We start from the raw sequence: 25,097 nt of genomic DNA on the forward strand, positions 1-25,097 counted from the left end.
CACGATGAACCCGACAACCGCTACCCCTGTTTCCTCCGTTACGCTCGCCGACAAAACCGCGCGCGCACCGAAGGCCGAGCTGCATATCCACATCGAAGGCTCGCTCGAACCCGAGCTGATTTTCGCGCTCGCGCAACGCAACGGCGTGAAGCTCGCCTACGACTCGGTGGAAGCCTTGCGCGCCGCCTATGCGTTCACCGACCTGCAATCGTTCCTCGACATCTACTACGCGGGCGCGAGCGTGCTGCTGCACGAGCAGGACTTCTACGACATGACGATGGCCTACGTCGAGCGCTGTCTCGCCGACAACGTCGTGCATAGCGAAATCTTCTTCGACCCGCAGACCCATACCGAGCGCGGCGTGCGGATCGCGACCGTCGTGGCCGGCATCGAACGCGCGCTCGCCGACGCGGAGAAGCGCGGCATGTCGAGCAAGCTGATCCTGTGTTTCCTGCGCCATCTGTCCGAGGACGATGCGCTCGCCACCTTCGACGAAGCGCTGCCGCTGTTCGAGCAGTACGAGCATCGGCTGATCGGCGTGGGGCTCGATTCGTCGGAACGCGGCCATCCGCCGTCGAAGTTCGAGCGCGTGTTCGCGAAGGCGCGCGCGCTCGGTCTGAAGCTCGTCGCGCATGCGGGCGAGGAAGGCCCGCCGTCCTACATCTACGAGGCGCTCGACGTGCTGAAGGTCGACCGCGTCGATCACGGCGTGCGCAGCATCGAGGACCCCGCGCTCGTTACGCGTCTCGCCGATACGCGCGTCGCGCTGACCGTGTGCCCGCTGTCGAACCTGAAGCTGTGCGTGTTCGACGACCTGACCAGGCACACGCTGAAAGACCTGCTCGATCGCGGCGTCGCGGTGACCGTCAATTCCGACGATCCGGCCTATTTCGGCGGCTACGTGAACGCGAACTATCTGGCGACGATCGACGCGCTGAAGCTCGACGACGCCGAGGTCTACACGATCATCCGCAACGGCTTCGAGGCGTCGTTCGTGACGCCCGAGGAACGCGCGATGCTGATCGCTGAGCTCGACGCGTATTGGCGGCACTGAGTGGCGGCACTGAGCCGCGCGCCGACGGATTTCAACTGACAGGCCTCGACCGACGTCGGCGGCCGGCGGCTTCGCTTCGTTCGGGCAAACGGCAACGACCCGAACCGGGAAGCCGCTGCCGCTGCCTGCGCCGCCCAGCTTTCAACATTCGGAGACAGCTTTTCCATGACTGAATCGGCTCATACCGCGCAAGCGGCGGCGCAAGCGGCATTCCGCGCCCCTCTGCTGACCTTCAACGGCGATCCGGCGCACGCGCCGAACGCCGTGGTGTTTCACGAGGACGGTCTCCTGATCGTGGAAGACGGCCGCGTCGTCGCGGCGGACGCGTATGCGGCGCTCGCGTCGCGGCTCGCGCCCGGCACGCAGGTCGTGGAGCGGCGCGACAAGCTGATCGTACCGGGCTTCATCGATACCCACATCCACTATCCGCAGACCGACATGATCGCGTCGCCGGCGCCGGGTCTGCTGCCGTGGCTCGACACGTACACGTTCCCAACCGAGCGCCGCTTCGCCGACATCGCGCACGCCCGCGACACGGCGAGCTTTTTCCTCGACGAACTGCTCGCCTGCGGCACGACGACCGCGCTCGTGTACTGCACGGTGCACAAGGAATCCGCCGACGCCCTCTTCGCCGAGAGCGAAGCGCGCAATCTGCGCATGGTCGCGGGCAAGGTGCTGATGGACCGCCTCTGCCCCGCGTTCCTGCGCGACACCGCGCAATCGGGCTACGACGACAGCGCCGAGCTGATCGGCCGCTGGCACGATCGCGGCCGCCAGATGTACGCGCTGACGCCGCGCTTCGCGCCGACCTCGACCGAGGCGCAGCTCGAAGCATGCGGCGCGCTCGCGCGGCTGCATCCGGACGTGTTCGTTCAGAGCCACGTCGCCGAGAACACCGACGAGGTGAAATGGGTCGCCGAGCTGTTCCCCGGCCACCGCAGCTATCTCGACATCTACGATCACTATGGGCTCTTGCGCCGTCGCGCAGTGTACGGCCATTGCATCTACCTCGACGACGAGGACCGCAAGCGCATGGCGCAAACCGGCGCGCTCGCCTCGCACTGTCCGACGTCGAACCTGTTCCTCGGCAGCGGCCTGTTCGACTTCGACAAGGCCGACTCGGCCGGCATGCCGATCGCGCTCGCGACCGACGTCGGCGGCGGCACGTCGTTCTCGATGCTGCAGACGATGAACGAAGCGCACAAGGTTGCGCGCCTCGGCGGCCATCATCTGACGGCGACGCGCATGTTCTATCTCGCGACCGCCGGCGCGGCCGAAGCGCTCGATCTCGGCGACAAGATCGGCACGCTGAGGGACGGCTCGGAAGCGGACTTCGTCGTGCTCGATCCGCAGGCGACGCCGCTGCTCGCGCGCCGCACCGCGCGGCGCGAATCGCTCGAGGAGCTGCTGTTCGCGTTCGCGCTGCTCGGTGACGATCGCGCCGTGTATGAAACGTATGCGGCCGGCAAGTGCGTGCATCGCCGCGACGACGCGCGCCAGCGCGTGCCGGGACGCGCGAAGATCGCGGCTTGACACCAGCTTCGGTTGAGACGCCCCAGTTGCAGACGAAACGCTAGTGCGCGTCTTGGTCCGCGAGTGCTCACAAATTGGCTATTCAGTGTCAATTTCGAGCGTCTCAAATTCGACGGCAATCTCAGCGCCAACTGTTGAGAAAACGTATGCGATATGGTCGGCACGGCGCTTTCCAAAATGCGCGGATTTCTTGAGTACCTCGATTGCCGCGGCGTATGCCTCATCACCGGGTTTCAACACCTCAATCGAATTGACGATGTTCAACAATCCACCATCAATGATGCTTGCTCGCGTCACTCCAAGAAAGGTAACGGTCGCGCGCCGGCTCTCATCGTACAACCCAAGTGTTAGTACGTTTGGTGTATTGGCGCCACCTTCCTTGCTGGTCGCAATCGCATCCAGGTACCAGTCATGAAAACCGCCGAACTGTTCCAGTGCATCTGTGATGGTCATGGTGGCTTGTCCTATGGAGGTATGGAGACCGGCCAGCCGTGATCGCGGCCCTGGTCGTCCCAGTTGTGGGCGTGCGGATTTGGCTGGCCATGATGGTTGTCGAAGTCAATATCAACGGTCGGGGTGCCTTGTGAACCGTACATCCGCCATTGCTTCTTTTTCCCCGGCGCGTTCTCAACCCACGCGTTGGGCATACCCTCAAACGGGATTCCAGCCAGTTCCGTCGAATCCCCCGACAAGTCGTTAGCGTAGTATGCAAACGGCTGGGCATCGCCGAGCAGCGTTGAGGCGCCCGCATCGTGGGCCAGATCGCCGTCGCTGTTGCTGGCTGCCGTGGCTGCGCGTGGAGCGATCAGCCCGGTTTGCCGGGTGGCTGGATCAGCCCGGCCGGACAGCATGGGTTCCCCGTTCGGGAGACCGACGGCCCTCGCCCCGAGATTGCTCAACGGCGTGCTGTGGGGGGATGGAAACAGGTCAGCCCGAGGGCCTTTAATGGCAAGACGAGCACCTCTGCGCAGATCGTCGAGAAGCGCATTAATGATCCACCAGCCATCGGTGTTGGGGTTCCAGTTTCGCACACCATCAAACGCCAGCAACTGACGATCAATGAGACGCCTGACCAGCGTTAGGTCCTCCTCCCACTTTCGCTGATTCAATCTGACAATACTGAGAAATTCCTGGGTCTCCGCCTTGGCCTTCTGAAGGTCTGCGGCCCTTCCGAGGCACGCCTTGTAGTGCCGCTCATCGCAGATGACATAACAGGCACCAAGGGGCCTTTGACAGCGCAGCTCCACGGAGTGCATTTCAAATACGGACAAGGACATAGGCGTGTCGACGATCTATTTGAAGTTGCTGCCCGGATTGGCAGCATCCAGATAGATACCGTGCTCGGGGTCGTCCGTATATGGGCGACAGCCCAAAACCTCAACTGCCCTCGATCCCCTGGGACACGCCCAAAGCGCCGGCCCGCCTCAGCCCGCCTTGCACACCTCGTGCAACGCGTTGAGGCGCCGCACCGGATCCGCGACATACGGATTCGACTCGTCCCACGCGTAACCGGCGAGCACCGCGCAGATCATGCGGCGGATCGGCGTCACCGGTTCCGGGTAGTAGATGATGTCCTGCAGCTCGCCCGTGTACCAGCGCTCGACGAATGCCCGGAACGTATCGATGCCCTTGCGCAACGGCACGTCGTAATCGGCTGACCAGTCGACCGTCGCGCTGTCGAGCTGCCGGTTCAGCGCGCGCGCCGCCAGATGCGCGGAGCGCAGCGCGATCGTCACGCCCGAGGAAAACACCGGATCGAGAAACTCGCCCGCATTGCCGAGCAGCGCATAGCCCGGCCCATGCAGACTCGCGACATTCGCCGCGTAGCCGCCGATCTGCCGCACCGGCATCAGGAACGGCGCCTGCCCGATCAGCCGGTTCAGCGTCGGCTCCTGCTGGATCAGCGCGCGCAGCGTCGCCTCGCGCTGCGTTTCGGGCACCTCGAGAAAACTCGCCTCGGCGACACATCCCACCGAACAACGGCCGCCCGCGAGCGGAATCATCCAGAACCACACGTCGCGACGCTCGGGATGCGTCGCGATGCAGATCTTGTTGCGATCGATGGCGTCGAGCGCGAGCCCGTCGCGCACGTGCGTGAACAATGCGGCGCGGGTCGGCATGCGCGTCGGCGCCTCCAGCTTCAGCAGGCGCGGCAGCACGCGCCCGAAGCCGCTCGCATCGAGCACGAAACGCGCTTCGACCCGATGCGCGCAGGCACTTTCATCGACGACGTCGAGCACCGGTGCCGCGCCCGTGCGCACCGCACTCACCGTGTGGCCGAACCGCACGTCGGCACCCTGCGCGGCCGCGCAGCGAATCAGCACGTCGTCGAACAGCGCGCGCTCGACCTGGTACGTGGTGCCCCAGCCCGGCGAATGCTTGTCGCGAAAGTCGAACGACGAGCTCTGGTCGCGATATACGAAGTGCGCGCCGTTCTTGTACTGGAAGCCCGCCTCGACGACGGCCTGCAGCATGCCGGCCTCTTCGAGGTCCGCCATGCTTTGCGGCAACAGGCTCTCGCCGATCGAGAAGCGCGGAAAGTGCTGACGCTCCAGCACCAGCACCGAGCGGCCCGCCTTACGCAGCAGCGCGGCGGCCACCGCGCCGGCGGGACCCGCACCGATGATCGCGACGTCGACCACGGTCCGCTTTGAAGAATCGCTGTTCAAATCACTCCTCCAACGGTTTGCGTGCGTTGCCGCGCCGTATGCGAGCCTCGCCACGCTTCGAACATCAGGCTCGCGCAACTCCCGCCGAACCCGAAAGAAACCGACATCGCCGTGTCGATGCGCGCGTCGCGCGTCACGCGCACGAGCGGCAGGTCCCGCACTTGCGGCTCCGGCGTATCGACCAGCGCGGTCGCCGCGATGAAGCCCTCACGCATCATCAACAGCGTATAGATCGCTTCGTGCGCGCCGCACGCGCCGAGCGAATGCCCGGTCATGCCCTTGGTCGACGAAAACGCGGGCAACCCTTGCGCCGATGCACCGAACACGTCGCGCAACGCGTGCAGCTCTTCGAGATCGCCGAGCGGTGTGGACGGCGCATGCGTGTTCACGTAGTCGGGACGGCGGCCCGCCTGCTCGAGCGCGCCGCGCATCGCGCGCGCGATGCCGGCCGCACGCGGCGCGACCATGCCCGCGCGATCGGTGCAATCGCCGAAGCCGCTCAGCTCCGCGTAGATGCGCGCGCCGCGCGCGAGCGCATGGTCGAGCGCTTCGAGCACGAGCACGCCGCCGCCCGACGCGATCACGAAACCGTCGCGCTGCGTGTCGTACGGCCGCGATGCACTGTGGGGCGTGTCGTTGAAGCGGCGCGACAGCGCGCCCATCGCGTCGAACATCAGCGTCGTGTTGTCGTGCAGCGCTTCGCTGCCGCCCGCGAGCACGATCTGCTGGCGGCCGTTCTGGATCAGCTGCATCGCCTGCCCGATCGCGAGCGCCGACGTCGTGCATGCCGATGACGGCGAATAGCTGACGCCTTCGAGCCCGAACATCTGCGCGACGTTCGCCGACGCGGTGCTGCTCATCGTATGCGGCACCGTGAACGGCGGCACCTTGTCGACGCCGCGCGTGTGCGCGATCGCGAGCGCCGCGTCGTAGCTCGCCATCGTGCCGACGCCCGAGCCGATCACGACACCCGCGCGCGGCGACTGCAATGAAGCGAGGTCGAGCCTTGCATCGTCGATCGCGCGTCGCGCCGCGTGGCACGCAAAGCGCGCGGTGTCGCCCATGAAGCGTTCGAGCTTGCGCTCGAACGGCGCCTCGTGCGCGACCGACGCCACGCCCGCGACTTGCGATGCAAACCCGCGCTCGCGCCACGCATCGATACGCTCGACGCGTGAGCGCCCCGCGCGCAACGCCGCGCAGACCTGATCGAGCGTATTGCCGAGACACGACACGATGCCCATGCCGGTCACGACCACGCGTTGCAGGCCTGTGCTCATCGAACGCGCCGGAAAATCAGCGACGTGTTGATGCCGCCGAACGCGAAGTTGTTGCTCATCACGTACTCGGCGTCGATCTCGCGCGCGCCGCCGACGATGTAATCCAGCGGCGCGCAAGCCGGATCGAGGTGGTCGAGATTCAGGGTGGGCACGTACCAGTTGCGCTTCATCATCTCGATCGTCCACCACGCCTCGATCGCGCCGCACGCGCCTAGCGTATGGCCCACATAGCTTTTCAGCGAGCTGATCGGCATGCGCGCGCCGAAGGTCTGCGCGGTCGCATGGCTTTCGGCGATGTCGCCGCGATCGGTCGACGTACCGTGCGCGTTCACGTAGGCAATCGCTTCGGGCGGCAATTGCGCGTCGCGCAGCGCGAGTTGCATCGCGAGCGCCATCGTGTCGGCGGTGGGTTGCGTCATGTGCGCGCCGTCCGAATTGCAGCCGAAGCCGACCACTTCCGCGTGAATCCGCGCGCCGCGCGCCAGCGCATGCTCGTATTCTTCGAGGACGAGCGTCGCCGCGCCCTCGCCGACCACGAGGCCGTCGCGCGCGGCATCGAACGGACGCGGCGTCAGATGCGGCTCGTCGTTGCGCGTGCTGGTCGCGTACAGCGTGTCGAACACGGCGACCGCGGGACCCGACAGCTCTTCCGCGCCGCCCGCGAGCATCAGCGTCTGTTTGCCGGACTGGATCGCCTCGTACGCATAGCCGATCGCCTGGCTGCCCGACGCGCACGCGCACGAGGTCGGGATGATGCGGCCTTTGAGGTCCCAGAACAGGCTCACGTTGACGGCCGTCGTGTGCGGCATCATCTGCACGTAGCTGTTCGACGTGACGTTGCTCATCAAACCGGTTTCGAGCATCGTGCCGAACGCGCGGATCGGCTGCACCGAGCCCGACGACGAACCGTACGCGACGCCCATGCGGCCATCCGCGATGCTCGTGTCGTCGGCGAGACCCGCGTCGGCGAGCGCGAGTTCGCTCGCGCGCACCGAGTACAGCGACACCGGGCCCATCGAACGCACTCTCTTGCGCGGGTAATGCGCGGGGATCGTGAACCCGGGCAGCGGACACGCGAGCCGCGTATGCAGCGACTCGAAGTAATCCCACTCGGACATGCGCCGCACCGCGTTCTCGCCGCGCTTCAGGCGCGCTTGAACCGCGTCCCAGCTATCGCCGAACGCGGTCACGCCGCCCATGCCGGTGATGACGACGCGCTTCATCAGACCATCCCGCCGTTCACGCCGATCACCTGGCGCGTCACATACGACGCGCCATCCGACATCAGAAAGCTCACCACCGACGCGACCTCCGCCGGCTGGCCGACGCGGTTCATCGGCACGGTCTTCAGCGCGTGATCGAGCGTCACCTGTTCGAGCATGCCGGTTTCGATCAACCCCGGCGCGACGCAATTGACGGTGATGTTGCGCGACGCGAGTTCGACCGCGAGCGCCTTGGTCGCGCCGATCAGTCCCGCTTTCGCGGCGCTGTAATTGACCTGGCCGCGATTGCCCATCACGCCCGACACCGACGCGATCGTGACGATACGGCCGCCCTGGCGCGCGCGCACCATCGGCATCGTCAGCGGATGCACGACGTTGTAGAAGGCATCGAGGCCGGTTTCGATCACGACGTCCCAGTCTTCTCCGGTGAGCGCCGGAAACGCCGCGTCGCGCGTGACCCCCGCGCTGCACACGATGCCGTAGTAAGGACCGTGCGCGGCGACGTCGGCTTCGAGCGCCTCGCGGCACACGGCGCGCTCGCGCACGTCGAATTGCAGCACGCGCGCCGTGCCGCCCTGCGCGGCGATGCCCGTCGCGACCGCGTCGGCTTCGCTGCGTCCGGTGCGGCAATGCACGGTCACGGCGAACCCGTCGGCGGCCAACTTGTACGCAATCGCGCGGCCGATGCCGCGGCTTGCGCCGGTAACGAGAACTCGCCGGCTCATGAACTGATACTCCCTTCGATGAATGACTGGAAATCGGGCGGTTGAAACACCTTGATCACCGCTTCGGCACAGCGCGCGTCGCCGTCGTCGATCGTGCATTCGTAGGCACTGTGGCCCGCGTCGCTGCGCAGCAGCTCGCTCGCGTGAACGCGCAAACGCGCGCCGCTTCGGAACACCGGCTGCAACGCCTGATAGCTGCGCGAGCCGAGCAGCACGCCGGGACGCGCGTGGCCGCCGCCGCGCATCGCGACGAGCGCGATGTGCGCGGCGATCGCCTGCGCCATCAGCTCGATGCCGATCCACGCGGGCATCGCGCCGGCGGCGTCGGCATACCATGCGTGCGGGTCGACGTCGGCGAAGGCGCTCAGCGTGGTGTCGGCGAACGTGTCGATCGCATCGAGCAGCAGCATGCTGCCGCGATGCGGGATGATCGCTTCGATCGGCTGACGCACGAGTTGCTCGACAGTAAGTGGCGGAGTCGTCATGCGCTTTACCTGGCGAGAATCAGGCTGACATTGCTGCCGCCGAACGCGAACGAATTGCTCATTGCGTACTGCGTGCCCGTGCCGCGCGGCAGATGGCGCGCGCCCGCGACGAGATCGAGCGCGGGCAGCGCGGGATCGGCCTCGCCGTCCCATAGATGCGGCGGCAGCGGCGCGTTTTCGCGCGCGAGCGTGAGCCACGCGAAGCCGAGTTCGGTCGCGCCGGCCGCGCCGAGCTGGTGGCCGGTCAACGGCTTGGTGCCGCTCGCGGCGACGCCGCCGGGGAACACGCGCGCCATCAGATGCGCTTCCATTTCGTCGTTCTTCTGCGTGGCGGTCGCGTGCAGATTCACATAGCCGACCGCCGAGGCCGCGATGCCCGCGTCCGCGAGCGCTTCGCGAAGCGCGAGTTCGCCACCGACGCCCTGCGGGTCCGGCGCCGAAATATGATGCGCGTCGCTCGATTCGCCGAGGCCCGCGAGCCGCACCGCCGCTTCGTCGCGGCTCATCAGGAACACGGCCGCGCCCTCGCCGACGTTGATGCCGCGGCGATTGCGGCTCATCGGATTGGTGCGCGCGCTGCTGGTCGATTCGAGCGACGCAAAGCCCTGCACCGTCAATTCGCATAGCGAATCGACACCACCGACGACAACCGCATCGCATAGCTGCAATTGCAGCAGCCGACGCGCCGACGCGAACGCCTTCGCGCTCGACGTACACGCGGTCGAAATCGTAAACGCCGGCCCGTGCACGCCGAGCGCGGCGGCAGCGAACGGCGCGGCGGTGCCGATTTCCATTTGCCGATAGTTGAAGTTGGCCGGCAACGCGCCGGCTCGTGCGTGATAGACGAACGCGGTTTCGGCCGCCTCGATGCCCGACGTGCTGGTGCCGAGCACGACGCCGATGCGCTGCGGGCCGTAGCGCTCGCGCGCGGCTTCGAGCGCCGGCGCGATCTGCGCGAGCGCCGCGAGCAGCAGCCGGTTGTTGCGGCAGTCGTAGCGCGCGAGGTCGGCGCGCGGCGCGAGATCGAGCGGCGCGAGCACGCTGCCGACGAACGCGTCGCCGATGCCGGTATGCACATTGCCCATGCCGGGCGAGCGTGCGGCGGCGAGCGCCGGCACGATCTCGTCGACGTCGCCGCCGAGCGCGTTGATCATGCCTAGCGCGTGCAAATAAACTGTTGGCGCTTTCATACCGCCCTCCGTGGTTCCGATGACTTGCCCGAGCGCGCTGCCGATGGCATGCCGAGAGGCGCGAGCAGCACCGCCACCGCGATGCCGAGCGCGAGCGTGGTGCCGAAGCTTTTGAGCGCGGGCATCGCGCTCACGCCGAGCATGCCGAACGACAACAACGTGGTCGCCGCCGACAGCAGCACACCGGTCCACACCGCGCCGAGATCCGCCTCTGCGCGCGCGCAGCCTTCGCGCAGGAACACCGCATAGTTTGCGCCGACGCCAAGCACCAGCATCAGCGCGAGCCAGTTGAACAGATTGAGCGGCACGCCCGCGTAGCCGAACACCGCCAGCGCGACGCCGACCGCGAACAGCACGGGCAAGGTCGTGACGATACCCCCGCGCGCCCCATAGCGCAGCATCAGCAGCACGCACACGAGCACGAGCGCGCCGCCGAGCCACCAGCCGCTATCCACGCGATACGCGCCGAACAGCCTCGACACGCTCGCGGCCTTATCGACGAACACGACGCCGGGCAGGCCGCGCGCGAGCGCGATCAGCGCGGGCTCGTTGCGCGGCGTCACGCCTTGCGGGATCACGACGGCCGCGTAGCCAGGTTGATGAGCCCGATTCTTGTCGTTCGATCCCACCGCGCCGAGCCACAGCTGCCGATACGGCTGCGACCACGGCGCCGCGAGCCAGCGCTCGACGGTCAGCGGCGCGGGCGGCTTGGCGAAGCCGGCGAGCCACGCATCGGCGACTTCGTCCTTGAAGCCCGCTTGCAGCAGCGTCGCACGCAACGCGGCGAAGTCGCCGAACACATGCTGCGCGAGCAGCGCGCGATCCTCGCGCTGACGTTGCGCGGACGGCACGAACTGCGCGACCGACTGGTAGCCGCCGACGCTATCGGCAATGCCGTTCAGCGCATCGAGCTTCGCACCGAGCGCTTCGGCGCGTTGCAGCACCGCTTCCTGGGTCGCGCCGCGCACGACGAAAAACTGCGCGCTGTTATCGACGCCGACCGCCTCGCGCACCGTGTCTTCCTGCGCGGCCAGCGACGCATCGCGCTGGATCAGCAGATGGATGTCGTCGTCGCTGCTCAGACGCAGCCAACCGGGCACCGACGCGATCAGCAGCAGCGCGGCGACCAGCCAAGCGCGCTTGCCGCCGAGCGCATGCTGCCAGCGCGCGAGCAGCCGCGCCGCGCCCGCGAACAGGCGCCGAGGGCTGTGCTTCGGCGCGCGCGTGAGCAGCGCGGGCAGCAGCCACAGCACCGACGCGAACGCGGTCGTGATGCCCACCATCGCGAAGCACGCGATCTGCTTCAACGCGGGGAACGGCACCCACATCAGGATCGCGTAGCCGAGCAGGCTCGTCGCCAGCGCAACGCCCAGCGCGGGCCGTACCCTCCGCGCGCCGAGCCGCGCATCCCAGTCGCGGCCCGCGCCGAGATAGACGACGAAATACTGGATCGAGTAATCGACGGCCTCGCCGATCAGGCTCGCGCCGAACACGAGCGTCAACAGATGCAGCTTGCCGAAGATCAGCAGCGTCGCCGCGAGCGCGCAGACGATGCCGAGCGCGGTCGATACGAAGCCGAGCAGCAACAGACGCGGCGAGCGGAACACCCACATCATCAGCAGCGCGATGCCGGCGAGCGACGCGATGCCGATCACGTGCACCTCGCGTTCGGAAGCGCTGCGCGCGGCCTCGGCGTAGAACACGGCGCCCGTGCGTGCAACCGATACGTCGGGGAACGTCTGACGCAACGCGCTTTCCGCATCGGCGAGCGCCGCGTGTACCGCGCGCTGCGTCTTCGTTTCGTAGGCGGAGCCCGGCAGGGTCGCGATGACCAGCACGCTGGTCATGTCGCCATGCGCGTCGTGACGATGCGACACCAGCAGGTTGTCCTCGACTTCGAGATTCGACGTCGCGAGCGGCAGATTGCCGAGCCAGCGTTCGAGCCAGCCGAACGGATCGTCGGCGAGTTGCGTACTGAGGCCGCCTTGCAGCGGGCTGTAGATGCGCTGCGCGAGCATGTCGTGCAGCGTCGTCGCGCTCGCGGTCGCGAGCGCGGTGCGATCGGCCGGCGCGAGCAGGCCGAAGCGGTATGGCAGATACAGCGCCGAGATCTGCGACAGGTCGAACGGCGGCAGTTCGGCCGTCACCGAGGCGAATGCGCCGCTCTTTCGCAGCGACGCGCCCAGCTGCTTCGCGGCCGCTTTCGCGTGCGCATCGTCGCGGCTCGTGACGAGCAGCACGGTGCGATCGCCGAGCGCGCTCGCGAGCGTGTCGACCGCTTTCTCGGCGACCGGGTCCGCTTCGGTCGCGGGCAGCAGCGCGAGCAGATTGGTTTCGAGCGGCGACGCTCCGGCGAAGCGCCAGCCGCAATACAGCGCCGCCAGCAGCGCGAGCACGAGCCATGCGGCGCGCACGCCCCACGCATGTTTCGCGGTTCGCTGCTGCGGCATGTCCATCACGGCGCTCCGAACAGGCTGCGCTCGTCCGGCGTCGGCTCGGCAACGGCCGTGCTGTTCGCGAACTCGAGCTTCGTCTCGTCGCCGTTCGCGAGCGTGATGCGCAGGTTTTGCAGATAATCGCCGCCGCTCATGTCGAGGCCCTTGATCGATTGCGCGAGCTGCGGTTGATTCGGCGTGAGTCGCATGCGCCATTGCGCGGCGCTGCCTTCGGCGCTCACGTCGAACTGCGAGTACAGCGCCGACAGATCGCCGCCGAGCATCGCGCGCATCATCTTCGACACTTGCGCGACGCCGCGGCTGCCCTGCGCGCTTTGCGTGCTCACGCGGCGGCCGCTGGCGTCGAGCTGCGCGACGCCAGCGTCGGTGATCACGTAGGTGGCCTTGTACGGCGTGTCGATCCGCCAGATCACGCCGCGCTCGCGGAAGAACAGCAAGGTGCCGTTGCTGACGAGCGGCTGCTTCATCGCGGCAAGCGTCTGCGTCTGCGTGAATTGCGCGCGCACGCCCTTGGGCTGCGCGAGATGCGCGGCGATCTGCGAGACGAGCGCGGCGTTGGCGTTGCTGGCGGCGTTGGCGGCGTTGGCGGCTGGAGCCGTATTGCTGGCGGTGGCCGCATCGGCCGACGCCGCTGCCAAGGCAAGCGCCCCTATTGCGACGATCGCCCCCGCCAGCCGCGACACGAGCGCTCCCAGCGCGCATCGGTTCACCGTCCCCATACGCGCTCCAGCTTTTCGAATACGACCGGCGGCGACACGAACTGCAATTCCTCGGTGGCGGCATCGACGGCGACCTGGATCGTATAGCCCTTCGTGAGCCGCGCGCCCGATGCGCAATCGACGATTTCATAGCCTATTTTCAGGCGGTTTTCGTATTCGAGCAGTTGCGCGCGCACCTCGATCTTCTGTCCGTACACGGCGGCCCGCACGTACTTCAGATGCGCCTCGACGATCGGCCACAGATAGCCGGACGATCGCATCTCGCGATAGTCGTAGTCGAACGCGCGCAACAGGGCCGCGCGGCCCAACTCGAAGTACTTCAGATAATTGCCATGCCAGCACACGTTCATCGCGTCGACGTCGTGAAACGGCACTTCGACGGTCGCGCTCGCGGCGAGCACGTGCTGCGTTTTCGCGGGCTCGCTCATGCGTTGACTCCTTGGCGATCGGCAGCGGCACCGGCATCCACATGCGCCGCGGCACTCGTAACAGCGCGTGCGTGCCGTACATCGTTCAGATCATGGTCGGCCATTTGCGCCTCGCTCGGAGCTGGCCCAGAAATCGAAGAAATTGAACCATTGGTAAGGGGCCTTGCGGCAATAGTGTTCGAGGCGTAGCGCGTAGCGTTGCGCCCACGCTGCCAGATGCTGCGCGCGTTCGCGGCGCGGCAGCTCGATGCGCTCGGCGAACGGCTCGAAATACATGCGGTAACCGTCGTGTTCCTTCAGGCAGAAGAACAGGTAGACCGGACAGCCGAGCGCATGCGCGAGCACGTAGGGTCCTTGCGCGAACCGCGCGCTCGCGCCGAGAAATTGCGCGTCGGTGGTGCGTCCCGCCTCGCGCGCCGGCACCCGATCGCCGACGATCACCAGCAGCTCGCCCGCATCGATGCGCTGCTGCATCAGCACCGCCGTCTCGGGACCGAAGTCGCCGACTTCGAGCAGATGCCGCGCGAAGTCGCGATTCGACGCCGCCAGCACCTCATTGAAGCGGCGCGCGTGCCCGGTGTAGACGACCGCCGTGACCTTCGCGTGTTCGCCGCGGATGGCGAGCGCGCGCATCATCTCCAGGTTGCCGAGGTGCGCGCCGATCACGAGCGCGCCCTTGCCGCTCGCGATCAGTGCTTCGAACGCCGCAGGATCGTCGAACGTGACGTCGGTGTCGTCGACGCGGCCGGTCCATGCGGCGAGCTTGTCGAAGCCCGATTGCGCGAACGCGAGCATATGGCGATACGCGGACAGCCAGCCCGGGCGCGGCGTATCCGCCGACGGCGCGACCGCGCTCAGATGCGCGAAGTAGTTGTCCGACGCGGCGCGCGCCGCGCGGCCCGTCAGCAGAAAATACGCGACGACCGGATGCAGCCACAGCGCGGTGAAGCGGCGGCCGAACAGCTTGCAGCTCAGCGCGAGCAGGCTCATGCCGAGGCGGCTGCCGCGTTCGGCGATGCGCCACCAGGCTTCGGGCCGGGCTTCATCGGCGGCGGCGGCCAGCGCGCCGCGGCGCGGCATCAGCTTGTGCGCGAGCAGCATCGGCAGACGCCACAGCATCCCGAACACGAGCCGCGTATGGCTGCGGCTGATTCGGACGTTGTCCCACAGCACGTCGAAATGCGACACGCCGTCGGCCGCGTAGGTCACGCGCGTCGGGACCGAGCGGAACGTGGCGCGGCGCCAGTAGAGACGCACGAGGATCTCGATGTCGAAGTCCATGCGCGTGGGCAGTCGCACGCTGTCGATCAGCTCGCACGCGAGCGCGAGCGGATACAGACGAAAGCCGCACATCGAATCGCGAATCGTCAGCGACAGCGTCTCGATCCACACCCACACGTGGGTCAGATAGCGGCCGTACAGACGTGCCTTCGGCACGCTGTCGTCGTAGACCGGACGGCCGAGAATCACCGCGCCGGGTTCGGCGCGCGCGGCATCGATGAAGCGCGGCACGTCGGTCGCATCGTGCTGGCCGTCGGCGTCGATCTGCAGCGCGTGCGTATAGCCCGCGGCGCGCGCCGCGCGCAGGCCCGCCATTACTGCCGCGCCCTTGCCGCCGTTTGCGGGCAGACGCAGCAGCGTCATCTGCTGCGCGTATTGCAGGGCGAGCGCGGCGAGTACCCGCTGGGTCGGCGCGTCGCTGCCGTCGTCGACGACGAAGATCGGCAGGCCGTGCACCGCGAGATGCGCGACGCTCGCTCCGATCGCGTCCTTGTGGTTGTAGATCGGAATGACGATGCAGGGCGCGAACGTCATCACGCGTCCTCCCGATGCACGAGCAAGCCCGACGCGCATTCGCGTCCGTCGAGCCGGTACGCGAACTGCACGCGCCGGCGCGCGGCATCATAGGCGAGCGTGAGTTCGAGCACCGCACCGGGCGACACCGGCGCCATGAACTTTAGGCGGTCGACCGACGCCACCTCTCGCACGCGCGGCCAATGCCCCGCCGCCAGCCGCGCTGCCCAGTCGACCTGCACGACGCCCGGCAGAATCGGCAGACCCGGAAAGTGGCCGGCGAAATGCTGGAGTGACTGCGGCACGCGCAGCACGTAGTGCAGCGTGTCGCCGACGCGCATGTCGCCGACGCGCGTTTCGGCGAGCACTTCCATGCCCTCGGCGAGCGGCGCGAACGCGGCCGCAACCGCGCTCGCGGGCAGCTTGCCGCGCGCGTCGAATGGCAGGCTCACGCGAAAACGCCAATGACGCGGCAGCACGACCGCATCGAAGTAATCGGCCAGATGCCGGCGCAGCGTTTTCGCCAGCGCGACGCGGCCTTCGTCGCACAACGCAACGCCGCCCGCTTCGGTCAGCGCGACCACCGCGCCGACGCGTTCGCGCGACGCGCCTATGAGCGGCACCAGCGCCGCCTGCGCGACATACGGATGCAGCGCGAGACGCGCCTCGAGTTCCGGCAGCGAGACGCGCTTGCCGCCGAGCTTCAGCACGCGGTCGAGGCGCCCTTGCAAGCGGAAGCGCCCGTCGGCATCGAACGCGATGCGATCGCCGGTGCGATGCCAGCCGTCGTGGTCGAGATGCGGCGAGCGCACGCACAGCGCGCCGTCGTCGTCGCGGCGCACCTCGGCGCCGGCGACCGGCTGCCACGCGTCGCCCTGATCCTGACGCCGCCACGCGATCCCGCCGGTTTCCGTGCTGCCGTAGACTTCGAGCGGCGCCGCGCCGTAGCTCGCCGCATAGGCCAGCGCGGCGTCGGCCGCGAGCGGGCCACCCGACGAAAAGAACGCGCGCGGCGCGGGCGTAAGCGCGGCGAAGCCCGGCAACGCGGGCCAACGCGACAGCTGCGCGGGCGTCGACACCACCGCCGTCGCGCCGCATTGCGCGATGCGCGCCTGCAGTTGCAGCGGCTCGACGCCGATCGCGCGATCGAAGGCGCGGCCGGCCGCGAGCGGCCACAACACGCGAAACAGCAAACCGTAGATGTGGTGATGCGGCACGCTCGCGAGCATCGTCACGTCGCCGAGCAATGCGCCCCATTGCCGTTCGAGCGTGTGGACTTCGGCGTTGAATTGCGCGAGCGTCTTGCGGATCGGCTTCGGCGTGCCGCTGCTGCCGGATGTGTAGAGCGTCATCGGCGCATGGGCGTCGATCGGGTGGGCGGTGTGAGCCGTGCGATGCGTCGCTGCGACGAACGGCGGCAGATCCGCATCCGTCAGCAGGAAGTCGTAGGCGTGCGCGAGATCGGCGAGATAGCCCGGCGTTGCATTGGCCGGAATCACTGGCTCCTTGCCGCACGCGAACAGCGCGAACAATGCGCAGGCGAACTCGAACGGATCGTCGATGCAGAGCGCGCAGCGCCGCGCGTCGGGCGTTCGCACGAGCTCGATCAAGCCCTCGACGCGCGCGCGAAACGCCGCGCGATCGAGCAGCACGGCGCCATCGCGGCACACCGGTGCGGCGGACGTCGCAAGCGCGGCATCGGCCGACAACAGATCGTGCAACGCGAGCATCAGGCGGCCTCCGAATCCGCTCGCGCGGCGCGCGGCAGCACGAACAGACGTCGCCATACGTATTCGCCCGCCAGCAGCGCGCCGATCAGTCCATAGGCGATCGCGCCGTTGTACAGCGACCAGGCCGCGCGGCTCCAATAGAGCGCTGTGTAGACGGAAAACGCGCCGTTCAGCACGAAGAAAACGCACCAGACCTGGGTCACGCGCCGCGTATAGCGCACCGCACCCGGCGGCAGATCGGGACTGCCGAGGCGCGCAAATTTTTCGATCATCGACGGCCCGCGCACGAGCGTCGCGCCGAACGCGATCAGCAAACCGAGATTGACGAGCGACGGATAGAAGCGCAGCAGCAGCTCGCTATCGGTGACGACGATCGTCGCCGATGCGCAGCTCAGCATCGCCACCACGCTCCAGTCGAGCGTGGAAAGCCGCCGCAGCGACATCGCAACCGGACCGCCACCGGCCCAGCGCTGCAGCCATAAAGTCACCAGCAGCATGCCGCCGACGAGACGCGGCGCGTCCCAGCGCCATGCGCACAAGATCAGCGCCGGGTAAGCGAGTTTCAGCAGCACCTGCAGGACGGTCCTGCTCCAGTGAGGCCGCGCGCCGGATTCGCTTGCGGCGGGACGTGGCTGCGACATCTGCGTGCGCGGGTGCGCGACCGGCATCAGCCTTGCGCCGCGAGCAGCGATTCGACCGCGCCGATCACGTCGCCGACCGTGCGCACGGATTTGAAGTTCTCCGGCTTGATGCGGCGGCCGGTCATCTCCTGCAGCTTGATCGCGAGATCGACCGCGTCGATGCTGTCGAGATCGAGGTCTTCGAACAGGTGAGCGTCGGGCGTCACACGCTGCGGCTCGATCGCGAAGTTTTCCTGAAAGATCGCGCGGATGCGCTCAAGAATCTCAGTCTCGGTCACGATTAAACTCCCTTCCTTGCGGTTTCGTTCGCAGCGTGCGCCGCTTCGCGCTGACTCTCGACCAACGCGGCAAGCGTGTTGATCGAGCGAAAGTGCTCGCGCGTGCGTTCGTCGTTCGCCACGATGGTCAATTGGTATTGTTTGCGCAGCACGATGCCGATTTCGAGCGCGTCGATCGAATCGAGACCGATGCCGTCGGAACCGAACAACGGGGCGTCGTCGTCGATATCGGCGGGGCTCAGGTCTTCGAGATCGAGGGCTTCGATCAGAAGCTTTTTAATTTCCAGTTTTAAAGAATCCATAGTCGAACAGGTGCTGGGTAATGTGGGCTTCTACGGCATTCGTCACGCTGCGCGCCGCGATGGCCGCGGTGGTGTCGTGCGCGGCCAGCTCGGCGACGCCAAGCGGCGCGAGCACGTTCACGCGCATCCGGAAAGCGCGCGCCGGCACGTCGTACCAGCGCATCTGCCGCGTGAACGCGGGCGGATCGCAATCCATCAATACCGGCACGATCGGCGCGCCGGCCTTCAGCGCCATGTGCGCGAATCCGCGCGAGAATGCGTGTAGCCGGTTCGGCGCCGGGCTGCGCGTGCCTTCCGGAAAAATGATCATCGTATAGCCGGCCGCGAGCTGCTTCGCGCCGGCCTCGACGAGCGCGATCGCGTCCGCGTTGCTCACGTATTCGGCCGCGCGCACGATGCCCCAGAAACACGGGTTGTGCCAGTGCGCGTGCTTCACGACGCAGCACGCGCGCGGCGTCAACGACAGCAGAACCATCACGTCGAGGTAAGTCGGGTGATTCGCGACGACGATCGCCGGCCCGCCCGCGCGCAACGCCTCGGCGCCGGACACTTCGAGTTCCATCACGCCGAGACCGCGCAGCACCGCGACGAGCGCGCGGAAAAACCGGTGAATCACGACGGTCACCGCGCGCTGCCGCGACGCGCGATGCGGCCACAGCCACGCGAGCGGAAACACGAGTACCGAAAACAGCACGCCGCACACGCCGAACCCGACGAAAGCGAGGCCAGTCGCGCAAAAACGCCATGCGTAATCAAGCCGCGCGCTCATCCCACCTCCAGTGCCACAGCGCGCCGGCGCGCTGCCAGCGCGCGGGCTGGCCGGTTTCGAGGCAGTGCAGCAGCGCCTGGCTCTGGGTCGGAAAGCTCGGGGCGTCGCTCAACGCGGGTCGGGGGTCGCCGCGTTGCTCGGCCACCTCCTCGTCAGCGCGGGTCAAAGAGCAAACAACCTGCCCAGCCGACGCATGTTTGTCGAGCAACATCGCGATCGCACCGCCGTGCACTTCGTCTTCGATCGTGCCGTACGCGAGATCGGCCGGTTCGTCGGCATATACGAGCAGCACCGGCGCATCCGGTTGCGTCGCGTATTGCGCGTACGCTTCGAGCAGCGCATAGCCGAGCGTCTGCGCTCCAGCCGATACCGCGCTCGCGGCCGAGCGGTCGCCGCGCGCAATCCCGAACACGCCGGTCATCGCGTTCAACACCGACAGGCTGAAGGCGGTCGGCGACACCGGCTCGCCGGCGCTGATGCTGCGCAGGATGTCGGTGGTACGCCGCAACTCCCCGTGCCGCGAAGCGAACACCACGCGCGCGGGTTCCTGCGCGACGCAGTCGTGCGCGACCTTGAGCGCCAGCTTGGACAGCGTGCTGAGACGCCGCCGCACGATCGGCTCGATGAAGCCGATATCGGGTGCGGCAGACGAGGTAGCCGGCCAGCTAGACCAGCGACCGACCGGAATGATCCAGTGCAGATCGGGCATATTGGTGTTCGCGCGTGGAAACGGGGAAGGGGCTCAAGCGCCTGACGGAATACACAGCCGTCACGGCGAGCGCCGCCGCGCGGATCGGGGAAGCTCCAACCCGGGACCGACCAGTCTGCCAGTCAGGGAATGCAGCACCGGCGATCGGGCCCGATTTGTCAGGCGCCCCTGACAATCGGTGTAGTGGATAGCGGCTCGGGCTCCTTTTGTGGCCGAATAGTACCGGGTATTTTGAATCAGATCGGCGAGGAAAGACGTATCCATCTGTATCCGCGCCTGTCACGCAACACATTGTTAGACGATTTGACAAGACCGGCCGCGCCGACGCACCGGAAGGCGATCTCGTGCGTCGGCGCTGGCGCGACAACGCCGCCGGAACCGACGAAAAACCTTTCATTCGTCTTTCTTCGAATAAGCCGCAGAGCGAAAACACCGACGCCGCGTCGTGCGTGCAAACAACATTCGTGGCAACGATGCGCCCGCGCCTGCTATACTCCGGCCCTCATTGGGGAGTAGCCGCCCCGCGGCACGTCCGCACCGCTTCGCCGGTGCGTCGCACGTGTGGTTCGCGGGGGCGCCTGTCAACAGACTTGGCCTGCACGGCCATGGCAGTCGCAGCCTCTGGCCTGGCGAGACCGATGATCCACACGCGCCGCAACAGGGCCCGGCGTGTCGTGGGTCGTCGCTCGTTCATCTTCGGCCCGAGGAATCCGTTCAACGTGAATCAAGCTTTTCTGATTTCGACCGGAGCGGTCGCGCTCGCCGAGATCGGCGACAAGACGCAACTGCTATCGCTCGTGCTGGCCGCGCGCTATCGCAAGCCCGTGCCGATCATTGTCGGCGTGCTCACGGCGACGCTGATCAATCACGCGGGAGCCGGCGCGCTCGGCGCGTGGCTCGGCTCGATGCTGACGCCGACCATCATGCGCTGGGCGCTGGCGGCGTCGTTTATCGGCATGGGGCTGTGGATTCTCGTGCCCGACAAGCTCGACGAAGAGGAAGCCAACACGAACCGCACGCACTTCGGGGTGTTCGGCGCGACGGTCGTCACGTTCTTCCTCGCGGAGATGGGCGACAAGACGCAGATTGCGACGGTCGCCCTCGCCGCGCGCTTTCACGATTTCTTCGGCGTGGTGGCCGGCACGACGCTCGGCATGATGATCGCGAACGTGCCGGCGATCCTGCTCGGCGACCGCTTCGCGCATCGCCTGCCGACCAGGCTCGTGCACGGCATCGCCGCGGTGATGTTCGTCGTGCTGGGCGCGATGGCGTTGTTCGGGGTCGGGGTCTGAGCTACTGCGCGGCCTTCGGCGCCGACGCCGCGCCCGCGGGGGGCATGGCCGCCGGCAGCGACACTTCGTTGGCGTCCGCGCCGCCACCGCCGAGCGGAATCTTCACGGTGTGCACCGCGCCGTTGGCCAGCGGGAAATCAGCCAGCGCGCTACGCGCCAGATATGGCATTGCCCGCACCAGCGACGACTCCTCGCCGACACTGCGCGCCGTGACGTTGTAGACCTCCCGGCCGCTCGCGCGCTCGGTGATCCGGATGCCGAGCAGATGCGTGAACACCGGATAGCTCTGGTTCACGTACGTCGCCGGGAAAGGCCCCCACGGTCCCCACGTATCGAACGGCCGGCCCCAGTAAGGACCGGGCCACGGGTTGTAGTAGACCGGCTGCGCGACGGTCACGATGTCCGAGCGGATGCCATAGGCGAGCTCGACCAGATAGCGCGCGTCGTCGTGCGAGACTTCGCGGAACGCGTGCAAGGCGAGCTCGTTCGCGACGATCCGCTCGTACGCGCTCAGTTCGAGATTGTTCTTCTGATCCTCGTGCCGCGTGAACGCATAGGTGCGCGTCGCGTCGCTTCCGCTCCAGTCCGAGAACGCCGTGACCTGCGTGGTCACGTAGGTCGTACAGCCGGACAGCAGCGCCGCCAGCGCGACGAACAGCAGCGCGACGCGGCGGGTCCATCGATCGATGTTCATGGTCTGCCTCGTGATGCCTCTGATTGCATCCATTCTGCTTCAGTTGAAACTCTGCTTCTGTCGAGATTATTCCGTCGCGCGATCCGCTGCCCGGCGGACGATGCCGGCGCTCCGCCACGCGCGGCGCCCGATAATACGCTGACCTCGCCAGCCGGTAAAAGGTTCTTCCCCTGTCCGTCGAAAGCGGCAGCGCTACCCGGCGCCGAGACTCGGCCCCCTTCCCTTCCGCACGATTGCCCGAGGCTTTGTACAATGAGTCGACCAAGCCCGGCTTGCGCGCCGTTTGCGCGCCCGACCGCTCGAGTACACCACCACAGAACGCCATGGCCGATACCGCAACGCCCAATCTGATCCGCCGCGCCGATTACGCGCCGCCCGCCTTCCTGATCGACACCGTCGCGCTCGAGTTCGATCTGGTCCCCGAACGCACGGTCGTCAGGAACACGATGCGTGTTCGCCGCAACCCGGATGCGTCGCGCGCCGCGCATCTCGAACTGATGGGCGAGCAACTGGAGTTCGTCAGCGCCGCGATCGACGGCAAGCCATTCCCGAACGCGCACCCCCACGAGCACGGCCTGCTGCTCGACGACGTGCCGGACAGCTTCGAGCTGACCCTCACCAGCATCTGCAATCCCGCGGAAAACACCACGCTGTCGGGGCTGTACGTGTCGAGCGGCAACTTCTTCACGCAGTGCGAGGCCGAAGGCTTTCGCCGCATCACCTATTTCCTCGACCGCCCCGACGTGATGGCGAGCTTCACGGTCACGCTGCGCGCGAGCAAGGCCGACTATCCGGTGCTGCTGTCGAACGGCAATCTTCTGGAACAAGGCGAGTTGCCCGACGGCCGCCATTTCGCGCGCTGGGAAGACCCGTTCAGGAAGCCGAGCTATCTGTTCGCGCTCGTCGCGGGCAAGCTCGTCGCGCTCGAAGAACGCGTGAAGACCGGCTCAGGCAAGGAAAAGCTGCTGCAGGTCTGGGTCGAGCCGCACGATCTCGACAAGACCCGTCACGCGATGGATTCGCTGATCCACTCGATCCGCTGGGACGAACAGCGCTTCGGGCTCGAGCTCGATCTGGACCGCTTCATGATCGTCGCGGTCAGCGACTTCAACATGGGCGCGATGGAGAACAAGGGGCTCAACATCTTCAACACGAAGTACGTGCTCGCGAACCCCGAAACGGCCAGCGACACCGACTTCTCGAACATCGAGGCGGTGGTCGGCCACGAGTACTTCCACAACTGGACCGGCAATCGCGTGACCTGCCGCGACTGGTTCCAGCTGAGCCTGAAGGAAGGCCTGACGGTGTTCCGCGATCAGGAGTTCTCGGCCGACATGGCGGGCGGCGCCACCGACGAAGCCGCGCGCGCGACCAAGCGCATCGAGGACGTGCGGGTGCTGCGCCAGATGCAGTTCGCCGAGGACGCGGGCCCGATGGCGCATCCGGTGCGCCCGGAAAGCTACGTCGAGATCAACAACTTCTACACGATGACCGTCTACGAGAAAGGCTCGGAAGTCGTGCGGATGTATCAGACGCTGTTCGGCCGCGACGGCTTTCGCAACGGCATGGACCTGTACTTCAAGCGTCACGACGGCCAGGCCGTGACCTGCGACGACTTCCGTCACGCGCTCGCCGACGCGAACGGCCGCGACCTCGCGCAGTTCGAGCGCTGGTATAGCCAGGCCGGCACGCCGCGCGTGTCGGTGCGCACGCGCTACGACGCCGCGCAGCAGCGCTACAGCGTGACACTGCGCCAGGGCTACGGCGATGCCGTGCCGGCCGCGCGCGAAACGCAGAAGGGGCCGCTGCTGATTCCGTTCGCGATCGGTCTGATCGGCAAGGACGGCCGCGATCTGCCGCTGCAGCTCGACGGCGAGGCGAAGGCGTCGGAGTCGACCACGCGCGTGCTCGAATTCACGCAGACCGAGCAGACCTTCACGTTCGTCAACGTCGGGCAGGAACCGCTGCCGTCGCTGCTGCGCAATTTCTCGGCGCCGGTGATCGTCGAATACGACTACACGGGCGAACAGCTCGCGTTCCTGCTCGCGCACGACAGCGATCCGTTCAACCGCTGGGAAGCCGGCCAGCGGCTTGCCACGCGCGAGTTGCTCGCGCTGGCCGCGCGCGCGGCCACGGGCGCGGCGCTGCAGTTCGACGACTCGGTGGTCGCCGCGTTCGCGCGCGTTTTGACCGACGAGACGCTGTCGCCGGCGTTCCGCGAGCTCGCACTGATGCTGCCGTCCGAAGCGTATCTCGCCGAGCAGATGGCCGAATCGAATCCGGCCGCGGTGCACGCGGCACGGCAGTTCGTGCGCAAGCGCCTCGCGAATGCGCTGCGTGACGACTGGCTGAAGGTCTACGAGCAGCATCGCACGCCGGGCGCCTATGAAACGACGCCCGAGGCCGCCGGTCATCGCGCGCTGAAGAATCTGGCGCTGTCGTATCTGACCGAACTCGACGACTCCGCGGACGCCGTGCGTGTCGCGGCCGCGCAATATGAAACCGCGAACAACATGACCGACCGCGCCGCCGCGCTGTCGGCACTGCTCAACGCGGCCGCGCCGCAAGGCGGCAGCCCCGAGGCGCAGCACGCGCTCGACGACTTCTATCGACGCTTCGAGAAGGAGCCGCTCGTCATCGACAAATGGTTCGCGTTGCAGGCCACCCAGCGCGGCGGCGCAAGACATCCGGTGATCGATACGGTGCGCAAGCTGATGACGCATCCGGCCTTCAACCTGAAGAACCCGAACCGGGCGCGTTCGCTGATTTTCAGCTTCTGCGCGGCGAACCCCGCGCAGTTCCACGCGGCAGATGGCTCCGGCTACGCATTCTGGGCCGAGCAGGTGATCGCGCTCGACGCGCTCAATCCGCAGGTGGCCGCGCGCCTCGCGCGCTCGCTCGAACTGTGGCGACGCTTCACGCCGGCGCTGCGCGACAGCATGCGCGCGGCGCTCGAGAAAGTGGCCGCACAGGTCAAGTCGCGCGACGTGCGCGAGATCGTCGAGAAGGCGTTGGCGTGATGCCTCTCTGAGTTCCCGAGTCACATCGGAAAGCCGGCACGCGTTGCCGGCTTTTTTTCGCGTTGTTTTCAGCTGCGTTCACGCGCTCGTATCGCGCCGTTAGCCGTTT

At 67.1% G+C, this 25,097-nt stretch carries 23 protein-coding genes and 1 riboswitch; of the genes, 4 read left to right on the plus strand and 19 right to left on the minus strand.

What is annotated here, in order from left to right:
• The first annotated feature begins 4 nt into the window (after positions 1 to 4).
• Both OKW26_RS29360 and guaD read left to right on the plus strand, forming a co-directional pair.
• Positions 5 to 1,054 (plus strand): adenosine deaminase, encoded by a 1,050-nt coding sequence (locus OKW26_RS29360; RefSeq protein WP_429355969.1) that lies wholly within the window; start codon positions 5 to 7, stop codon positions 1,052 to 1,054.
• A 165-nt stretch (positions 1,055 to 1,219) separates the two neighbouring features.
• Complete coding sequence (gene guaD / locus OKW26_RS29365) at positions 1,220 to 2,587, plus strand: guanine deaminase (RefSeq protein ID WP_429355970.1); 1,368 nt, start codon at positions 1,220 to 1,222, stop codon at positions 2,585 to 2,587.
• 78 nt (positions 2,588 to 2,665) lie between these two features.
• On the opposite strand, the gene OKW26_RS29370 is transcribed toward guaD, so the two are convergent.
• The 18 genes from OKW26_RS29370 to OKW26_RS29455 form a co-directional block, all read right to left on the minus strand.
• Positions 2,666 to 3,040, minus strand: a complete 375-nt coding sequence (locus OKW26_RS29370) for a hypothetical protein (RefSeq protein ID WP_184061309.1) — start codon at positions 3,038 to 3,040, stop codon at positions 2,666 to 2,668.
• Positions 3,041 to 3,051: 11 nt separating this feature from the next.
• Positions 3,052 to 3,864 carry a hypothetical protein gene (locus OKW26_RS29375; protein WP_429355971.1) on the minus strand — a complete coding sequence of 271 codons (813 nt, stop codon included), beginning with the start codon at positions 3,862 to 3,864 and terminating at the stop codon, positions 3,052 to 3,054.
• Positions 3,865 to 4,011: 147 nt separating this feature from the next.
• Positions 4,012 to 5,256, minus strand: a complete 1,245-nt coding sequence (locus OKW26_RS29380; protein WP_429355972.1) for an NAD(P)/FAD-dependent oxidoreductase — start codon at positions 5,254 to 5,256, stop codon at positions 4,012 to 4,014.
• The gene (locus OKW26_RS29385; protein ID WP_429355973.1) at positions 5,253 to 6,533 is read right to left on the minus strand and encodes a beta-ketoacyl-[acyl-carrier-protein] synthase family protein; all 1,281 of its coding nucleotides are present in this window, start codon (positions 6,531 to 6,533) and stop codon (positions 5,253 to 5,255) included. The genes OKW26_RS29380 and OKW26_RS29385 overlap by 4 nt, the downstream gene beginning before the upstream one ends.
• Positions 6,530 to 7,756: a beta-ketoacyl-ACP synthase gene (locus OKW26_RS29390; RefSeq protein ID WP_187613236.1), complete on the minus strand. Its 1,227-nt coding sequence runs from the start codon at positions 7,754 to 7,756 to the stop codon at positions 6,530 to 6,532. The genes OKW26_RS29385 and OKW26_RS29390 overlap by 4 nt, the downstream gene beginning before the upstream one ends.
• Positions 7,756 to 8,481, minus strand: a complete 726-nt coding sequence (locus OKW26_RS29395) for a 3-ketoacyl-ACP reductase FabG2 (RefSeq protein ID WP_090801376.1) — start codon at positions 8,479 to 8,481, stop codon at positions 7,756 to 7,758. The genes OKW26_RS29390 and OKW26_RS29395 overlap by 1 nt, the downstream gene beginning before the upstream one ends.
• A complete protein-coding gene (locus OKW26_RS29400) occupies positions 8,478 to 8,966 on the minus strand; it encodes a hotdog family protein (protein WP_429355974.1) in 489 nt (162 codons plus the stop codon). The genes OKW26_RS29395 and OKW26_RS29400 overlap by 4 nt, the downstream gene beginning before the upstream one ends.
• Positions 8,967 to 8,971: 5 nt before the next feature.
• On the minus strand, positions 8,972 to 10,156 hold the full coding sequence (locus OKW26_RS29405; protein WP_429355975.1) for a beta-ketoacyl-[acyl-carrier-protein] synthase family protein: 1,185 nt from the start codon (positions 10,154 to 10,156) through the stop codon (positions 8,972 to 8,974).
• Positions 10,153 to 12,612 carry an MMPL family transporter gene (locus OKW26_RS29410; RefSeq protein ID WP_429355976.1) on the minus strand — a complete coding sequence of 820 codons (2,460 nt, stop codon included), beginning with the start codon at positions 12,610 to 12,612 and terminating at the stop codon, positions 10,153 to 10,155. Before OKW26_RS29410 ends, OKW26_RS29405 begins: the two co-directional genes overlap by 4 nt.
• Positions 12,612 to 13,331, minus strand: coding sequence for a LolA family protein (locus OKW26_RS29415; protein ID WP_429355977.1), 720 nt, complete (start codon positions 13,329 to 13,331; stop codon positions 12,612 to 12,614). The genes OKW26_RS29410 and OKW26_RS29415 overlap by 1 nt, the downstream gene beginning before the upstream one ends.
• Positions 13,319 to 13,759, minus strand: coding sequence for an acyl-CoA thioesterase (locus OKW26_RS29420; protein WP_184068732.1), 441 nt, complete (start codon positions 13,757 to 13,759; stop codon positions 13,319 to 13,321). The genes OKW26_RS29415 and OKW26_RS29420 overlap by 13 nt, the downstream gene beginning before the upstream one ends.
• Positions 13,760 to 13,849: 90 nt before the next feature.
• Positions 13,850 to 15,574, minus strand: coding sequence for a glycosyltransferase family 2 protein (locus OKW26_RS29425; RefSeq protein ID WP_429355978.1), 1,725 nt, complete (start codon positions 15,572 to 15,574; stop codon positions 13,850 to 13,852).
• Complete coding sequence (locus OKW26_RS29430) at positions 15,574 to 17,283, minus strand: AMP-binding protein (protein ID WP_429357140.1); 1,710 nt, start codon at positions 17,281 to 17,283, stop codon at positions 15,574 to 15,576. Before OKW26_RS29430 ends, OKW26_RS29425 begins: the two co-directional genes overlap by 1 nt.
• Positions 17,283 to 17,951 (minus strand): hypothetical protein, encoded by a 669-nt coding sequence (locus tag OKW26_RS29435; protein ID WP_429355979.1) that lies wholly within the window; start codon positions 17,949 to 17,951, stop codon positions 17,283 to 17,285. The genes OKW26_RS29430 and OKW26_RS29435 overlap by 1 nt, the downstream gene beginning before the upstream one ends.
• Positions 17,951 to 18,202, minus strand: a complete 252-nt coding sequence (locus tag OKW26_RS29440) for an acyl carrier protein (RefSeq protein ID WP_013090186.1) — start codon at positions 18,200 to 18,202, stop codon at positions 17,951 to 17,953. The genes OKW26_RS29435 and OKW26_RS29440 overlap by 1 nt, the downstream gene beginning before the upstream one ends.
• 2 nt (positions 18,203 to 18,204) lie before the next feature.
• Positions 18,205 to 18,504 (minus strand): phosphopantetheine-binding protein, encoded by a 300-nt coding sequence (locus OKW26_RS29445; RefSeq protein ID WP_090801395.1) that lies wholly within the window; start codon positions 18,502 to 18,504, stop codon positions 18,205 to 18,207.
• Entirely contained in the window at positions 18,479 to 19,273 is a 795-nt protein-coding gene (locus OKW26_RS29450) for a 1-acyl-sn-glycerol-3-phosphate acyltransferase (protein WP_184068744.1), read from the minus strand. The genes OKW26_RS29445 and OKW26_RS29450 overlap by 26 nt, the downstream gene beginning before the upstream one ends.
• Complete coding sequence (locus OKW26_RS29455; RefSeq protein WP_429355980.1) at positions 19,257 to 19,982, minus strand: beta-ketoacyl synthase chain length factor; 726 nt, start codon at positions 19,980 to 19,982, stop codon at positions 19,257 to 19,259. Before OKW26_RS29455 ends, OKW26_RS29450 begins: the two co-directional genes overlap by 17 nt.
• A 495-nt stretch (positions 19,983 to 20,477) precedes the next feature.
• A riboswitch (yybP-ykoY riboswitch) is annotated at positions 20,478 to 20,691 on the plus strand.
• A 10-nt stretch (positions 20,692 to 20,701) separates the two neighbouring features.
• Here OKW26_RS29455 and OKW26_RS29460 point away from each other — a divergent pair.
• Positions 20,702 to 21,274 carry a TMEM165/GDT1 family protein gene (locus tag OKW26_RS29460; RefSeq protein WP_429355981.1) on the plus strand — a complete coding sequence of 191 codons (573 nt, stop codon included), beginning with the start codon at positions 20,702 to 20,704 and terminating at the stop codon, positions 21,272 to 21,274.
• Position 21,275: 1 nt separating this feature from the next.
• Here OKW26_RS29460 and OKW26_RS29465 read toward each other — a convergent pair whose 3' ends face one another.
• The gene (locus OKW26_RS29465; RefSeq protein ID WP_184068756.1) at positions 21,276 to 21,968 is read right to left on the minus strand and encodes a DUF4136 domain-containing protein; all 693 of its coding nucleotides are present in this window, start codon (positions 21,966 to 21,968) and stop codon (positions 21,276 to 21,278) included.
• A gap of 323 nt (positions 21,969 to 22,291) precedes the next feature.
• On the opposite strand from OKW26_RS29465, the gene pepN reads away from it, so the two are divergent.
• On the plus strand, positions 22,292 to 24,988 hold the full coding sequence (gene pepN, locus OKW26_RS29470) for an aminopeptidase N (RefSeq protein WP_429355982.1): 2,697 nt from the start codon (positions 22,292 to 22,294) through the stop codon (positions 24,986 to 24,988).
• The last annotated feature ends 109 nt before the right edge of the window (positions 24,989 to 25,097 follow it).

This window comes from Paraburkholderia sp. 32 (assembly GCF_050435345.1).
Taxonomy (GTDB): Bacteria; Pseudomonadota; Gammaproteobacteria; order Burkholderiales; family Burkholderiaceae; genus Paraburkholderia; species Paraburkholderia tuberum.

What these genes read in the sequence shown, in the direction of transcription:
- OKW26_RS29360 (WP_429355969.1), top strand. Translation starts at nt 5, where the DNA reads ATGAACCCGACAACCGCTACCCCTGTTTCCTCCGTTACGCTCGCCGAC.
- guaD (WP_429355970.1), top strand. Translation starts at nt 1,220, where the DNA reads ATGACTGAATCGGCTCATACCGCGCAAGCGGCGGCGCAAGCGGCATTC.
- OKW26_RS29370 (WP_184061309.1), bottom strand. Translation starts at nt 3,040, where the DNA reads ATGACCATCACAGATGCACTGGAACAGTTCGGCGGTTTTCATGACTGG.
- OKW26_RS29375 (WP_429355971.1), bottom strand. Translation starts at nt 3,864, where the DNA reads ATGTCCTTGTCCGTATTTGAAATGCACTCCGTGGAGCTGCGCTGTCAA.
- OKW26_RS29385 (WP_429355973.1), bottom strand. Translation starts at nt 6,533, where the DNA reads ATGAGCACAGGCCTGCAACGCGTGGTCGTGACCGGCATGGGCATCGTG.
- OKW26_RS29390 (WP_187613236.1), bottom strand. Translation starts at nt 7,756, where the DNA reads ATGAAGCGCGTCGTCATCACCGGCATGGGCGGCGTGACCGCGTTCGGC.
- OKW26_RS29395 (WP_090801376.1), bottom strand. Translation starts at nt 8,481, where the DNA reads ATGAGCCGGCGAGTTCTCGTTACCGGCGCAAGCCGCGGCATCGGCCGC.
- OKW26_RS29400 (WP_429355974.1), bottom strand. Translation starts at nt 8,966, where the DNA reads ATGACGACTCCGCCACTTACTGTCGAGCAACTCGTGCGTCAGCCGATC.
- OKW26_RS29405 (WP_429355975.1), bottom strand. Translation starts at nt 10,156, where the DNA reads ATGAAAGCGCCAACAGTTTATTTGCACGCGCTAGGCATGATCAACGCG.
- OKW26_RS29410 (WP_429355976.1), bottom strand. Translation starts at nt 12,612, where the DNA reads ATGGACATGCCGCAGCAGCGAACCGCGAAACATGCGTGGGGCGTGCGC.
- OKW26_RS29415 (WP_429355977.1), bottom strand. Translation starts at nt 13,331, where the DNA reads ATGGGGACGGTGAACCGATGCGCGCTGGGAGCGCTCGTGTCGCGGCTG.
- OKW26_RS29420 (WP_184068732.1), bottom strand. Translation starts at nt 13,759, where the DNA reads ATGAGCGAGCCCGCGAAAACGCAGCACGTGCTCGCCGCGAGCGCGACC.
- OKW26_RS29425 (WP_429355978.1), bottom strand. Translation starts at nt 15,574, where the DNA reads ATGACGTTCGCGCCCTGCATCGTCATTCCGATCTACAACCACAAGGAC.
- OKW26_RS29430 (WP_429357140.1), bottom strand. Translation starts at nt 17,283, where the DNA reads ATGCTCGCGTTGCACGATCTGTTGTCGGCCGATGCCGCGCTTGCGACG.
- OKW26_RS29435 (WP_429355979.1), bottom strand. Translation starts at nt 17,951, where the DNA reads ATGCCGGTCGCGCACCCGCGCACGCAGATGTCGCAGCCACGTCCCGCC.
- OKW26_RS29445 (WP_090801395.1), bottom strand. Translation starts at nt 18,504, where the DNA reads ATGGATTCTTTAAAACTGGAAATTAAAAAGCTTCTGATCGAAGCCCTC.
- OKW26_RS29450 (WP_184068744.1), bottom strand. Translation starts at nt 19,273, where the DNA reads ATGAGCGCGCGGCTTGATTACGCATGGCGTTTTTGCGCGACTGGCCTC.
- OKW26_RS29455 (WP_429355980.1), bottom strand. Translation starts at nt 19,982, where the DNA reads ATGCCCGATCTGCACTGGATCATTCCGGTCGGTCGCTGGTCTAGCTGG.
- OKW26_RS29465 (WP_184068756.1), bottom strand. Translation starts at nt 21,968, where the DNA reads ATGAACATCGATCGATGGACCCGCCGCGTCGCGCTGCTGTTCGTCGCG.
- pepN (WP_429355982.1), top strand. Translation starts at nt 22,292, where the DNA reads ATGGCCGATACCGCAACGCCCAATCTGATCCGCCGCGCCGATTACGCG.